This is a genomic window from Thioclava litoralis, assembly GCF_045278885.1.
GTDB classification, from domain to species: domain Bacteria; phylum Pseudomonadota; class Alphaproteobacteria; order Rhodobacterales; family Rhodobacteraceae; genus Thioclava; species Thioclava litoralis.
Map to the genome: position 1 here is coordinate 2,717,054 of NZ_CP135443.1, position 14,103 is coordinate 2,731,156.

At 62.0% G+C, this 14,103-nt stretch carries 11 protein-coding genes; 3 read left to right on the top strand and 8 right to left on the bottom strand.

Translation table 11 applies throughout. From position 1 onward, the window contains the following. Positions 1-9: 9 nt before the first annotated feature. The 3 genes from RPE78_RS13370 to prfA all read right to left on the bottom strand — a co-directional run bounded on the left by RPE78_RS13370 (position 10) and on the right by prfA (position 3,035). Positions 10-807, bottom strand: coding sequence for a DUF4167 domain-containing protein (locus tag RPE78_RS13370; RefSeq protein ID WP_406720833.1), 798 nt, complete (start codon positions 805-807; stop codon positions 10-12). A 333-nt stretch (positions 808-1,140) separates the two neighbouring features. Next, a complete protein-coding gene (gene prmC / locus RPE78_RS13375) occupies positions 1,141-1,974 on the bottom strand; it encodes a peptide chain release factor N(5)-glutamine methyltransferase (RefSeq protein WP_339107415.1) in 834 nt (277 codons plus the stop codon). A 5-nt stretch (positions 1,975-1,979) separates the two neighbouring features. Continuing rightward, positions 1,980-3,035 (bottom strand): peptide chain release factor 1, encoded by a 1,056-nt coding sequence (gene prfA / locus RPE78_RS13380; RefSeq protein ID WP_339107416.1) that lies wholly within the window; start codon positions 3,033-3,035, stop codon positions 1,980-1,982. Between the two features lie 179 nt (positions 3,036-3,214). Between prfA and dld the strand changes: the two genes are divergently transcribed. Beyond that, on the top strand, positions 3,215-4,894 hold the full coding sequence (dld, locus tag RPE78_RS13385; protein WP_339107417.1) for a D-lactate dehydrogenase: 1,680 nt from the start codon (positions 3,215-3,217) through the stop codon (positions 4,892-4,894). A 199-nt stretch (positions 4,895-5,093) separates the two neighbouring features. Here the strand turns inward: dld and RPE78_RS13390 are convergent, their stop codons facing one another. From RPE78_RS13390 to RPE78_RS13410, 5 genes are all read right to left on the bottom strand, one after another. Further along, the gene (locus tag RPE78_RS13390) at positions 5,094-7,628 is read right to left on the bottom strand and encodes a DUF3772 domain-containing protein (RefSeq protein ID WP_406720834.1); all 2,535 of its coding nucleotides are present in this window, start codon (positions 7,626-7,628) and stop codon (positions 5,094-5,096) included. Further along, on the bottom strand, positions 7,625-8,656 hold the full coding sequence (locus RPE78_RS13395; RefSeq protein ID WP_339107419.1) for a cysteine synthase A: 1,032 nt from the start codon (positions 8,654-8,656) through the stop codon (positions 7,625-7,627). The genes RPE78_RS13390 and RPE78_RS13395 overlap by 4 nt, the downstream gene beginning before the upstream one ends. Positions 8,657-8,995: 339 nt before the next feature. Further along, on the bottom strand, positions 8,996-10,135 hold the full coding sequence (locus RPE78_RS13400; RefSeq protein WP_406720835.1) for an NUDIX domain-containing protein: 1,140 nt from the start codon (positions 10,133-10,135) through the stop codon (positions 8,996-8,998). 68 nt (positions 10,136-10,203) lie between these two features. After that, a complete protein-coding gene (locus tag RPE78_RS13405; RefSeq protein WP_406720836.1) occupies positions 10,204-10,680 on the bottom strand; it encodes a TrgA family protein in 477 nt (158 codons plus the stop codon). Between the two features lie 80 nt (positions 10,681-10,760). Further along, complete coding sequence (locus RPE78_RS13410; RefSeq protein WP_406720837.1) at positions 10,761-12,176, bottom strand: cryptochrome/photolyase family protein; 1,416 nt, start codon at positions 12,174-12,176, stop codon at positions 10,761-10,763. Between the two features lie 163 nt (positions 12,177-12,339). Between RPE78_RS13410 and RPE78_RS13415 the strand changes: the two genes are divergently transcribed. Continuing rightward, a complete protein-coding gene (locus RPE78_RS13415) occupies positions 12,340-13,386 on the top strand; it encodes an extracellular solute-binding protein (protein WP_339107423.1) in 1,047 nt (348 codons plus the stop codon). Positions 13,387-13,640: 254 nt separating this feature from the next. After that, on the top strand, positions 13,641-14,081 hold the full coding sequence (locus RPE78_RS13420) for a hypothetical protein (protein ID WP_339107424.1): 441 nt from the start codon (positions 13,641-13,643) through the stop codon (positions 14,079-14,081). Positions 14,082-14,103: the final 22 nt, after the last annotated feature.

Sequence of the window (14,103 nt, forward strand, 5' to 3'; positions counted from 1 at the left end):
TCTCGTAACTTAGCCGTTTGCCGCTTTCGGAGCATCCTCGGAGGGACCGGCCTCGCCATTGCCCTCTTCGCTTGCCGCTTTCGGCTTGCGACGGTTGCGCGGCGCTTTGGGCTTCTCACCATCGGCGGTGTCGGCCTTTTTGGCGCGCGGCTTACGCGGACGCTTGGGCTTTTCAGCCGCATCAGGGGCCTCTTCGGTCGCAGGGGCTGCGGCTGGCTCGGGCTGGCGTTCCGGCTGCGGCTCGGCGCTTGCGACCGGCGCAGGCTCGCTCTCGCGGCTGACACGCAGATCGCTGCGGCTTTCGGGCGTCTCGACCAGATTGGAATCCTCGGCCTCTACCCGCTCGACATCGCGTGCGGTGTCGCGCTTGCGCCACCCGCCGGTTTCCCCCTGCGGAGTGGCCGGAGCGGACGCTTGGGCATAGCCGTCATTCTGGCTGGAAGCGGCATCGGACATCGCCGCCTGCGCGGGCTGGTCCATATCGGCACCGGACGGGCCATTGCCCTGGCCTGCGCCGTTCTGGTTACCGTTGCCCTGCCCGTTGGGCTGACGCTGCGCCATCTCGCGCTGCGCCTCGTGCAGAAGGCGGGTGTAATGCTCGGCATGCTGCAGAAAGTTCTGCTCTGCCACGCGGTCGTTCGACAGCTGCGCATCCCGTGCAAGACCAAGATATTTATCGATGATTTGCTGGGGCGTCCCGCGGACCTTGCCCTCAGGACCCGAGCTTTCAAAAACCCGGTTGATGATATTCCCGATGGAACGCTGCCGGTTCGACTTGGAACGCGAACGTGATTTGGATGATCTCATCTGCTTTCGTTCAATTTATCCGCCTTTAAAAGCGAGCGGTTTTGACAAGGTCTAGGCCAGATCCGTCACGATCCAACCGGGCCGCGCGGGACAGTCTGGTTGCATAAGGGGTCTATGCCCTTCAACCAAGCCCGCAGTGTTAAGCTGAGCCATGCCGGGAAACTTGTTTCTCCGTGCACGTCCCCTGATAAGCACGTCACGACGGATCTCGCAAGATAGATTTTCCCTTTATGCTCTTTTTTCGGGGTATTGTCGCCGAAATATCGTGAAGTTTTAGTGAAGACGAACCGCAGGACACTGGCGGATCGGCATATTTCAGGGCCGGAGTCCGGCCTAAAGCGGACGCCGCGCCTCCACAACACGGTCCCGCCCGTCAAGATCGGGCCATATCCGGCAGCCGTCAAGACCGATCTCCGACAAGAAGCCGCAAACCGCAGCCCCTTGAGTCGGCCCGATCTCGAACAGGATGCGCCCCCCGGGGGCCAGATGCACCAGCAGACCGCGCGCGATCTTGGCATAGGCCGACAGACCGTCGCCCCCCGGCGTCAAGGCGCTATGCGGCTCCCAATCCAGCACGTCGCGCGCCAGACCGGCCATCTCGTCCTGCGCGATATAAGGCGGGTTGGAGACGATCAGATCGAACATGCCATCCACCGCATCGAACCAGTCAGAGACCGTCAAGCGCACCCGCTCGCTCAGGCCAAGATTATCGGCATTGCTTTGCGCAACCGCCAGAGCCTGCGGCGAGAGATCCACCCCGACGCCCGTGGCTTTGGGCATTTCCGCCAGACAGCTCAGCAGAATACAGCCCGTGCCCGTGCCCAGATCCAGCACGTTCCGGAAAGGCTGCTGCAAGGCGCGCTCTACCAGAATTTCGGTCTCGGGACGCGGGTCGAGCGTATCCTGAGTGACCTTGAATTTGCGCCCCCAGAACAGCCGCGCCCCCGTGATCTGCGACACCGGCTGGAAGTCCATGCGCGCCGCCAGAAAGCGGGCAAATCTGGCCTGCGCTTCCTCGGCCACGGGATCATGCAGCGCAAGCGTCAGCCGCTCGGGCGAGACCCGCAGCGCATGGGCCAGAAGGCGTCGCGCATCCCCCGCAGCCGATGCGATCCCCGCCTCCCGCAGCTTGGTCACGGCCTCGCGCAACAATACACCGCCCTGCATGCGCCTTACCCCTCCATCTCGGCCAGTCGGGCCGCCTGATCATCCGCCACCAGTGCGTCGATCACCTCGTCCAGATCACCGCCCATGATCTGGCTCAGCGCGTATAGCGTCAGGTTGATGCGGTGATCGGTCAGCCGCCCTTGCGGGAAATTATAGGTGCGGATGCGCTCGGAGCGGTCACCGGAGCCCACCTGCCCCTTACGCGCGGCAGAGCGCTCCGCATCCATGCGCGCGCGCTCCATATCATAAAGCCTTGCCCGCAGCACGGCCATCGCATTGGCACGGTTCTGATGCTGGGATTTTTCCGAAGAGGTCACCACAAGACCGGTGGGCAAATGGGTGATCCGCACGGCAGAATCGGTGGTATTGACGTGCTGGCCACCGGCCCCCGACGACCGCATCGTATCGATCCGGATATCCGAAGCCGGAATGTCGATATCGACCTCCTCGGCCTCGGGCAGCACCGCGACGGTCGCGGCAGAGGTATGGATACGGCCACCGGCTTCGGTTTCCGGCACGCGTTGCACGCGATGCACGCCCGATTCGTATTTCAGACGGGCAAAAACACCCTCGCCCTCGATCCGCAGCATCACTTCCTTGATGCCGCCCAGTTCGGTTTCGGCATAATCCAGTATCTCGACCCGCCAGCCTCGAATGTCGGCATAGCGCTGATACATGCGCAGCAGGTCGCCCGCAAAAAGGGCCGCTTCGTCGCCCCCTGTTCCGGGCCGGATCTCGACAATGGCCGGACGCGCATCGGCAGCATCCTTGGGCAGCAACGCCAGACGCAGAGCCTGTTCCAGCTCGGGCAGCTTCTTGCGCAGCAGCGGCACTTCTTCCTCGGCCAGATCCTTCATCTCCGGATCGGCAAGCCAGCCCTCGGCCTCGGCCAGATCGGCCTGCGCCTGAAGCCAGTTCTCGATCTGCTCGACCACGGGCTTCAGCTCGGAATATTCACGGGAAATCCGCGCGATTTCGGCAGGGTCCGGCCCGCTCGAAAGCTGGGCTTCGAGATAACCGTATCGGTCGCGGATCTGGTGCAGGCGGTCTGTCGGTATCATGTCATCGCCTGTCGCGGTTTTCGCCGCATCGGTCAAGAGGATCTGCCATTTCCAAAGCCGCCTTTCCCATATTGGATCAGTTTTCTTACCAATATCGCATTTTTGAGGTGACGCAGCCGCCTTGCCCGCCTATTGTCTGAGACAATTCGTCGCGACCCTGTACTGGAAGGACCCTTATGATGGCCGATACATCCCTAATTTCCGAACTCCAATCCATCGTCGGCCATCGTCATGTCCTGACCGATCCCCGCGCAACCGAACGGTTCCGGCAGGGATACCGTTCGGGCGAAGGCGAGGCGCTGGCCGTTGTCCGCCCCGGCAGCGTGCTGGAACAGTGGAAGGTGATTCAGGCCTGCGTGAAGGCCGATAAAATCATCATCATGCAATCCTCGAATACCGGCCTGACCGAAGGTTCCACCCCCAAGGGTAGCTATGACCGCGAGGTGGTGATCATCTCGACGCGGCGGATGGACCGTGTGCACCTGCTGGATGACGGGCGGCAGGTGGTCGCCCTGCCGGGGGCGACGCTGTTCCGTCTGGAAAAGGCGCTGGACCCGAAGGGCCGCGACCCGCATTCGGTGATCGGCTCCAGCTGTATCGGGGCCTCGGTGATTGGCGGCGTGTGCAACAACTCCGGCGGCGCGCTGGTCGAACGCGGCCCGTCCTACACGGAAATGGCGCTTTTCGCCCAGCTTGATGCCGAAGGAAATTTACACCTTATTAATCACTTGGGGATCGACCTTGGCACGACACCTGAAGAGATTCTGACCCGTGTCGAGAAGGGCGACTGGGGCGCGATCGACCATGAAGGCAATCGCCATGCCTCCGATCAGGGCTATGCCGAGCGCGTCCGCGATATCGAAGCTGACACCCCCGCGCGGTTCAATGCCGATCCGGGGCGGCTCTATGAAGCCTCGGGCTGTGCGGGAAAACTTGCGGTTTTCGCCGTGCGTCTGGACAGTTTCGCGCGCCCGGCACGGCAGAAGACATTCTATATCGGCACCAATTCGACCGAAACGCTGACAAAACTGCGGCGGATCATCCTCAAAGACTTCCCCGTGCTGCCGATCTCCGGCGAATATATGCACCGCGATGCCTATGATATCACCGAGAAATACGGCAAGGATACGGTGCTGGCCATCGACAAGCTGGGCACCGACCGCCTGCCGCAATTCTTCGCGCTGAAAGGAGCCATTGACGGGCGGCTGAACCGCTTCGGCCCCACCCGCCACCTGACCGACAAATTCCTGCAACTTGTCGCCAATCTCTGGCCCGCGATCCTGCCCAAGCGCTTGACCGAATATCGCCACCGCTTCGAGCACCATCTGATCCTGAAGATGCGCGATGAGGGGATCGAGGCGGCACAGAAAACGCTCTCCGAACTCTGCGACGGCAAGGATGCGGATTTCTTCGAATGCGATGCCCGCGAGACGAAAATCGCCGGTCTGCACCGCTTTGCGGCAGCGGGTGCGGCTGTGCGGTATATGGCCCTGCATGAAAAGGACGTGGCCGATATCCTGCCGCTCGACATCGCCCTGCGCCGCAATGACGAGGACTGGTTCGAGCATCTACCCCCCGAACTGGATGCCCAGATCGAGCACAAGCTCTATTACGGGCATTTCTTCTGCCATGTCCTGCATCAGGACTATGTCGTGAAGAAGGGCGTGGATTCTCACGCGCTGAAAGCCAAGATGCTGGAAATCCTCGACCAACGGGGCGCAGAATATCCGGCAGAGCACAATGTCGGGCATCTCTACAAAGCCAAACCCGCTCTGGCCGCGCATTATTGCGACTGCGACCCGACCAACAGCTTCAATCCCGGTCTGGGCAAGCAATCGCGCAACAAACATTATCACTGACCGTTACCGGTCCTTTCCTGTCGACAGGCCCCATCCGTGGGGCCTGTTCACGTTTCGGGGGACAAGCCGGAACGGACGAAACGCTTTCCCTCACCCCACAGAAAGACAAAAACCGGAGGCGGGACGGCCTCCGGTTTTCATGTTCCGGTCCAGATATTGCAGCCCTTACGGAGGCGTCCCCCCAGCTGAGCCGCGCGGCTCAGCGGGCGTCCCCACCACCATCCGCATCGGCATCCTCGAACCCTTCACCGGGCATCGGCTGCCCAAGATCATGCGGCGTCTCGTTCTCTTTCAGCTTGGCCTCGCGGCGGCTATGGCCTTCCTCCTCCGTGTCACGCCAACGCGCCGGCCGGTCCTCGTAGCGCCCCGAAAGCGCCTCGGGGTTGCGCAGCCAGAGATCGCGCTGCGCGAAGGGAATCTCGATCCCCTCACGGGTAAAGCGGGCGGCAATCTGGTGGTTCACCTCGGACATCACGCGCAGCTTGAAATTCACATCCGACAGGATCATCCGGATTTCGAAATTCAGGCTATCGGCCCCGAACCCCACGAACACCACATTGGGCGCGGGGTCCATCATCACTGTCGGCTGGTCCTCGGCGATCTCCATCAGGAGTTTCTCGATCCTGCGGGTATCGGTGCCATAGGCCACGCCCACCGGCACAATCAGCCGCCCCGTCATATTGCCGCGCGTCCAGTTGGTCACCTGACCCGAAATCAGATCGGCATTGGGCACGATCACTTCGGTCCGGTCGAAGGTCTCGATACGCGTCGAACGCACCGAGATCGCCTTGACGACCCCCATCTGCGTGCCGACCTCGATCCAGTCGCCTTCCGAAATCGGGCGTTCGATCAGCAAGATGATCCCCGAGACAAAGTTCTGCACGATGGTCTGCAGACCAAAGCCCACCCCCACCGACAATGCCCCCGCCACGATGGCAAGCGAGCTGAGGTCGATCCCCGCAGAAGAGATCGCCACCAGAGCCGCGAGGAAAATACCGATATAGCCGATGCCCGACAGGATCGCGTTCTGCCCGCCCTTATCGATATTGGTCTTGGGCAGGATGGTGCTGCGCAGGGCCGCCTGCACCCCACGGGTGATCGCATAGCCGATGGCAAAAACGATGGCCAACACAAGGAAGATGCTCGGAGAAATCCGTACCCCGCCCATATCGAACCCGTTGCTGAACGTGGTCCAGACCTCGCTCAGGTCTTCCACCCTTGCGCCCCAGTTCAGCGCCAGAACCGGCAGCGCCAGCAACACCAGCACAAACCCCATCAGAATCGGCACAAGACTGTCGCGCCCGTCATCCTCGCGCTTGGTCAGCACCACATAGACCTCGGCGACAAAGCGCTGCAGGGTCAGCACCAGCCCCGCAAGGAACAGCGATTTGATCATCGGCCAGATCAGCTGGTTGGCCGCATTGACATAGCCGATCGCCCCCAGAAGCGGGCCGACAACCGCCACAACGATCACCGCATTGCCGATCAGCAGGATCAGGCTGTCACCGAAGGCACGGTCAACCGACTGCTTGTCTTCATTGCGCACATGGCGGCGCAGCACCGCCCCCGTGCGGAACAGCGCAAGCCCCGCCAAGATCTGCAACGGCAGGGTCAGCGCCGCCAGCGCCGCATCAAGCTGTGTGGCCGCTGTGCTGGCCGCATCCGCCGTTGCAGAGCTGACCGAGGCGCGGGTCAGCGCCATCGCCTGTTCGACAACCCAATGGCCGAACGGGTCCCACAGGGCCTGCAGGAAGCCCATCGACACCACCAGCAGGCGCCCTTCCGCGCGGCGTTCGCTGAGCAGGTTGAACGGGCTGGCCTGCCGGTCATTCCACGGGAACAACCGCCCCGCCAGCCATGCCGAGAACAGCGTGACGGTGGCCACGCCCGCCAGAACACGCAGGAAATCCTGCCATGTCGCGCCGAACAGTCCCGAAATCTGCAGCGCCTGCAACAGCAGCACGATCCCGCCCAGCGGCACAAGGATCTGCCCCACCGAGACGATCATCTCGATCACCATCCGCGCCCGCATGGAAGACCGGCCCAGCAGCCATTGCGACAGATCCTCCATCCAGCGCCGCCCGCGCCCCAGCAGCACCAAGGCCACCAGCACAAGACCGGCAATTACCGGACCATTCTCGCGCAGTTCCTCGAAGCGGGTGGTGCCCTCAAGCTGGGCCTTGCTTTCCTCATACAGCTTGCCCGTCAACTGCCCTGCCACTTTCAGCGCCGAGGCCCAGTTGACCGGATTGAGCGGCGACGGCGACAGCCGCAGCAGCTTGTCCGTCGACCGGCTGCGCAGCTCGCTATCAAGCGAGCGGATCAGCCCGTCGGCGCGTGTGGCCGCCTCGGTGGCGGTGATCGACGGGGCCTGCAATTTGGAAAGCTGGTCATTCAGGTCACTGCGGCGTTTGGCAATGGCCGCGTCTTCGCTGTCGCCTTCGGCAGGTGCCGGACCCAAAGCTTCAATTTGGTCGCGTATCGTCTTGATCTGGCTGGCATTCGTGTCACGGGCGGCATTGAATTTATCGCGCCATGTGACCAGCGTTGCCCGCAGATCTTCCAGATCCTGTTCGCTGATCTGCGCCGTATCCTGATTGATCGAGGTCTGGGCAGATGCGGCAAATTTTTCCCATGATTTATAATCAGGGGCAGTTTGGTCCTGCGCCCAGACCATGCCTGCGACCAAAAGGAAGAAGACGGTGGCGGCAGCGCGCAGGACCTGTTGTATCATCCCTCGAAAACCTCGGGCATCGCTGCGGGGGCGCGGTCCAGCCATTCGGGAACCGGCAGGGATTTCTCTTTGAGGAATTCGGGATTGAACAGCTTGGACTGGTAGCGGTTGCCATAGTCGCACAGGATCGTGACGATCCGGTGGCCCGGCCCCATCTCTTTCGCCATGCGGATCGCACCGGCGATATTGACGCCGGAAGACCCGCCAAGGCACAGCCCCTCTTCCTGCAGCAGATCGAAGATGATCGGCAGGGCTTCGTCATCATGCACGTTATAGGACATATCCGGGGTGAACCCGTCGAGATTTGCGGTGATGCGCCCCTGACCGATGCCCTCGGTGATCGACGAGCCCTCGGCTTTCAATTCGCCTGTGGTGTAGAAGCTGTGCAGCGAGGCGCCATCGGGATCGGCAAGGCCGATCTTCACGCCCTTGGGCTGCAACGCCATGCCCGTGCCCGCAAAAGTACCGCCCGAGCCGACCGAACAGATAAAGCCATCCACACGGCCCCCCGTCTGGTCCCAGATTTCCGGACCGGTGGTCTGGATATGGGCCTCGCGGTTGGCGGTATTGTCGAACTGGTTGGCCCAGATCACCCCGTTGGGGTCGGTCTTGGCCAGCGCCTCGGCCAGACGGCGCGAGTAATGGACATAGTTATTGGGGTTCTTGTAGGGGGCGGCAGGCACCTGCACCAGCTCGGCACCTGCAAGGCGGATCATGTCTTTCTTTTCCTGAGACTGGGTCTCGGGGATCACGATCACGGTCTTGAACCCCATCGAGGCCCCGACCAGTGCCAGACCGATGCCGGTATTGCCCGCCGTGCCTTCCACAATCGTGCCACCCGGCTTGAGCTGGCCGCGTGCGACCGCATCCCGGATGATAAACAGCGCCGCGCGGTCTTTCACCGATTGGCCGGGGTTCAGGAATTCGGCCTTCCCCAAGATCTCACAGCCGGTCAGCTCGGAAGCTTTTTTCAGCTTGATCAGGGGCGTATTCCCTACCGCCTGTGCCAGATCCTCGCATACTCTCATGATCTTCTCCAATCGATTGCAGCGCCACTTGTCGGCCCCAGACTTAGGACGGGCGTTTGGCGGCCTCAAGTCATATTCGTCGCGCAAGCCGGCCCTCAAGCCGAATTTAGGCGAAAATTCTCGCGCGAAATCGGCAATTTGCAAAACGCGCGTTCGTGGTCCTTGCAAAAGGCGGACCGCCGTCAAGGCCGCTTTGCCAAAGCTGTGTAAATGTCCTTATCCACCCGTGCCCCCTCCCGAACGTGGCCCCCGAACGTAGCCCGCATGCAGGGACAGGCAGCCCCCCCCTGCACGGGCCTCGGGTCTCGGCCTTGGCCGCCGCGTCCGGACGGCATCGCCCTAGGCTTGGCCGAATTCGGCGCGCAGGGCATCGCGGTGGCGGATCAGGGCCTGCGCGCAGATCACGACCATCGAATTGTTCAGCTCGCCCGCGTCCAGAAGCGCCACCATCTCGTCGAAGCTGACCAGATGCGGGCGGATATCCTCGCCCTCCTCCGCCAGCCCCCCCGGCGCGGCGGCATCATCCGTCAGGTCAGCGATCCCGATATAGCTATAGACATATTCGCTTTTGGCACCGGGAGAGGAATAATACTGCGCGGCAGGCACCAGCTTGCGCAGGCTCAGATGCGCCTCTTCCTGCGCCTCGCGCAAGGCGGTCTGCTCGGGGGTTTCCAGCGGATCGACACGGCCCGCAATCGCCTCGAGAAGCCACGGATTGCCATCGCCGCGCGCCATCGGCCCCACGCGGAACTGTTCGATCAGCAGCACCCTGTCGCGTACCGGATCATAGGGCAGCACCACCGCCGCATCGCAGGACACGAAAACCGCGCGCTCCATCGGGGCGGACAGCGCACCCGAGAATTTGCGGAATTGTAGCCGGTAATCCTCGACCGAGAAGAACTTGGCATAGGGCATACGCCGGTCGGACACGACGATATCGCCGCGTTCCGCACTGCGCCGGAGTGTGGCGGGGCCGGTCTCGCGGGCGCGCACACGCGCCGCAGCCCGCACCATCATGGCCTCGCGGCGGTCATAGATCTGGTCGAAATCCAGATCCTGCAGGCTGGCCATCGTATCCTCGACAGCCTCGGTCGCCAGCTCGCCCCAAGTCTCGGCCCAGTCGGCAAGGTCCCATGCGCCACCCGTCTGCCACGCGCCCTCGTCCGGCAAAAAGACCTGCGCCCGAACCGTGCCGCCAATTCCATCGGCACTGACATCGCAGGCATGCAGGCAATATCCGCCCTCATAGGCGTAAAGGCGGGCATCCTCTTCGGGAGTTTCGGTATCGATCAGAATACCGGGAACGCCCAGATCCGAGGGCACCAGAATGGGAAAGGGCAGGTCTTCGCCATTGCGGCGCGCCACGCGCGGCTCGTAGCCATCCAGAAAAGCGGGGCGCATATTCGGCATCCGGCCCAGAACGCGTTCCAGCAAGGGCGGATAGCTAAGGGTTCCGTAGAAGAAATACGTTTTGGTCACGCGATCACCTTATCAAGTCTTGCCAGCCGGAGGGGCGTGGCCTGCCGGACCGAGGGTCAGGACCAGGGTCAGGGCCAGCGCCGCTGTGTCAGCCATGTCAAGATAGCAGCGGTAACGCAACCCACAATGACCATGCCAAGCATGTCAACAGAAAGTAATTCCCCCGCAGCCCGCAACCCGAAGCTGAGACCATCCAGCAAAGCGCCGAAAACATTGGTGCTTTTGACCATATGCGCATGACGGAACATATCGAGTGCGCCCAGATAGACCACCGTCATCGCTGCCAGATAAAGCGCCATCCGCAGCCCCGCCAGCACGGTACGGTAGGGTGTGCGTAGCGTTTCGCGGCCCAGCCCGTACCAGCCGCCCAGAAGCCCCGTCAGCCCAAGCACCGGCACATATCCCTTGGTCACGGTGGACACGGGCAGCAGGCCAAGCGCCGCTTCGGCACAGGCCCAGGCCACCCCCCCCAGCGCGAGCGCGGCAACCGCCCGCGAGGCGGTTGGCATCCGCGCCCTTGCATTGTCATAGCCGATACGCTGCATCGCGCGCCCCCTGCCCGTCACCAAGATCGGCAGCACCATCGCGCAGGAATATGTCCAAAATTGGAAAGGCGCGGGAAAGCCTAGCCTTTTTTATGCCTCTCATAGGCCGCAAGCGCCTTTTCGCGCCCTTCTTTCAGATCCACCAGCCGCGGCGGATAACGGTCATCCGCAGACATCCGCCATGATTTCGGGATCGCATCGAAATATTGCAGCGCCGTTTTGCCGGGCTGCGGCTGTCCTTCGGCAATCCAGGCGCGGCGGTAGCGGCCATCGGGGTCGAATTTCTGGGCCTGCGTCTCGGGATTGAACACGCGGAAATAGGGCGCGGCATCGGGGCCGCAGCCCGCCACCCATTGCCAACCCATCGCATTCGAGGCGGGATCCCAATCGGTCAGGCAGTCCTCGAACCAGCGCAGCCCCACCCGCCAATCGGTCATCAGATGCTTGGTGAGGTAAGAGGCCACGATCATCCGCGCACGGTTATGCATCTGGCCGGTGACGAACATCTCGCGCATCGCGGCATCCACGAAGGGCTCGCCCGTACGACCGCGCCGCCACGCCTCGGCATCGTTATTGTCGCGCCGCCAGCCGAAGCCGTTCCACTCGGCCCGCCAGTTCTCGTGATCGAGCGTGGGGAAATGATAGAGCAGATGCCATGCGAATTCGCGCCAGACGAGTTCCTTCAGAAAGGTCTCGGCCCCCGCGCTACCGGCTTCCATACGCGCCCAGCCGCTATGCCAGAGGCTGCGCGGGCTGATCTCGCCATAGGTCAGATTCTCCGACAGGTTCGAGGTGCCCTTCTGGTCGACCTGATCGCGGGCAGCCTTATAATCGTCAATCTTATTCCCGAAGAAAGAGGCCATGCGCCCTTGGGCCGAGGCCTCGCCAATGCAGGCATGTTCCGCCAGCACAGGCCCCCCGCGCCGCATCTGCGCCCCCATCTGCCATGAAGCCAGAGTCTCGCTGTCCGGCCATGTCTCGGGCGCGGCCAGCGCGCGCACCGTGTCACAGGGGGTGTCCACCCCGCGTCCCTTCACGGCATTCCAATAGGGGGTGTAGACCTTGTAGGGCTCGCCCTTGCCGGTGGCGACATCCCACGGCTCGAACATCAGATGGCCCTTATGGCTATGCGCCCCGATACCGCCCTCCCTCAAAGCCGCCTTCACCGCCCTGTCGCGCGCAATCGAGGCCGGATCATAGGCGCGCGACCAGTGCACCTGCGTGGCCCCCGTCTCCTGCACCAGCCCCTGCAGGACCTCCAGCGCCGCCCCCTTGCGCAGGATCAGACGGCTGCCGATCTCCTCAAGCCGTGCTGCGAAACTGGCGATGGCCTCCCCCCAGCGCCATTTGGCCGCAGCCCCCGTTCCGGCCACGATCTCGTCATGGATGAAGACGCAGATCACGGGAGCGCCAGTTTTTTCGGCAGCCACCATCGCCGGATGATCATGCAGACGGAAATCGCGTCTGAGCCATAGAATAACCGGTTTCAACCCCATGAATCCCTCCGTCAAACCATTGAAAGGGCTAAATAGCTGGCAAATGACCCACGTCCAGCCCCCAAACCCGCTCACGACGCGGCACGGCGATGTGAAAATCCCTCTTGTCGCGTCGGGCGCTGCGTTTTAGCGTCGGGGGAGAACACATAAAACAGGGACTTCCATGAAACATTTCACCTCTCTGCTCGCAGGCGCGGCCTGTCTGATCGGTCTGCAGGCACAGGCTGAAAGCCCCGATCTTCTGGTCTTTGACTGGTCGGGCTTTGAAGTGCCGGGCCTGTTTGCGCAATATGCCCAGAAATATGGCGCCGGCCCCAGCTATACCTTCTACGGTGATGACGACGAGGCCTACCAGAAGCTTGCCTCGGGCTTCAAAGCCGATGTGGCCCATCCCTGTTCGCAGATGGTGTCGAAATATCGCGATGCCGGTCTGATCGAGCCGTGGGACGTCTCGCGCATTCCCGCCTTCAAGGATATCGACCCGAAATTCCTCAATTCCAAGATCTTCAAGGATGATCAGGGCGTGTGGTATATCCCCACCGACTGGGGCGCGACCGCCATCGCCTATAATCCCGAGAAAGTGCCTGCCGAGGATGTGGCCTCTCTGGATGTCTTCCTGAACCCGAAATATCAGGGCCGTATATCGCTGCCCGACAGCTCGGATGATGTCTGGGCGCTGGCCTATCTGGCCACCGGCGTGTCGGACTGGACCAATGTGACCGAAGACCAGTTCCAGGCAGCGGCGGCATGGCTGCGCAAAGCCCACCAGAATGTGCAATCCTACTGGACCGACCCTTCGGAACAGGCCCAGACCATGGCGTCGGGCGAAGTGCTTATTTCGTGGTCGTGGAATGATGGCGTGACCTATCTCAAGGCCGATGGCTATCCGGTGGCCTTCCAGCGCGCGCCGAAAGAAGGCTCGTCCACCTTCTTCTGCGGCTATGTCAACCTCAAGGATGGCCCCGGTTCGGAAGATCAGGCCTATGACTTCATCAATTCGTGGCTGGCCCCCGCGGCAGCCCCTGCCCTGATGGAGGCCATCGGATATGGCCATACCAACGTCAAGGCGATGGAGCAGTTCTCGAAAGAGGATCTGGATGCCGCAGGTCTTGGCCATGTCGATGCCCCGATCCTTGCCCAGACCCCCAATGACCCGCAGATGCGCGAACGTCAGCTGGCGGAGTTCGAAAAGATCAAGGCCGGGTTCTGATCCCACCCTTGCAAGCCCGCGAAAGCCGCCCCGCCGAGGGCGGCTTTTTTATGGGCCGTATCGAGGTTTATGGCCGTATGGAGGCCCCTTTTCAGACCCCGGGGCGTGGCTTTGATGTCATATATCAGAAAAATCGGATATGAACGTAACGCTCTGCCCGCGGATTAACGATCTGTTAACCACTGCACGCAACAGTTGTTGTGTTAACTATACCCAATGAGGCGCAGGTCTCGTGATACAGAGTAGGCAGTTCGGTGACATATGGGTTCAAAATCGCGATTATGCCGGAATCCGGTGGCATAGACACGCCTGTGATGGGCGGGATCAACCAGCCCGGCTACGGTCAGAGAAGCCGGTTTGAAAGCCTGCGCAGCGCCGAGCTTAAAAACAGATCTGTCGAAGCGATTATTCGCGCCGAAACCACCCATGCCAAGGTTCTGGCCGATACGCTGCATGCCCAGATGCGCACCGTCGAGATGTGGCAGACCCATCTCGACCGGTTGCTCCGCCGCCGTGAAATCTCGCAAAACGAGACACTCTGCCCGATCCTCGAAAGCGAGATCCGGAAAATCTCGGCGCGGCTGGAAAAGGCGGTGGACCGGCTCAAGCTCGCGCAGGATGCGATTGCCACACATGGGCCTGATATTGCAGCACGAATTGAACACTGGCGCGCAATGGCCAGCCCCGAGGTATAAAAACCCCTTTCCTTCCGCCCCC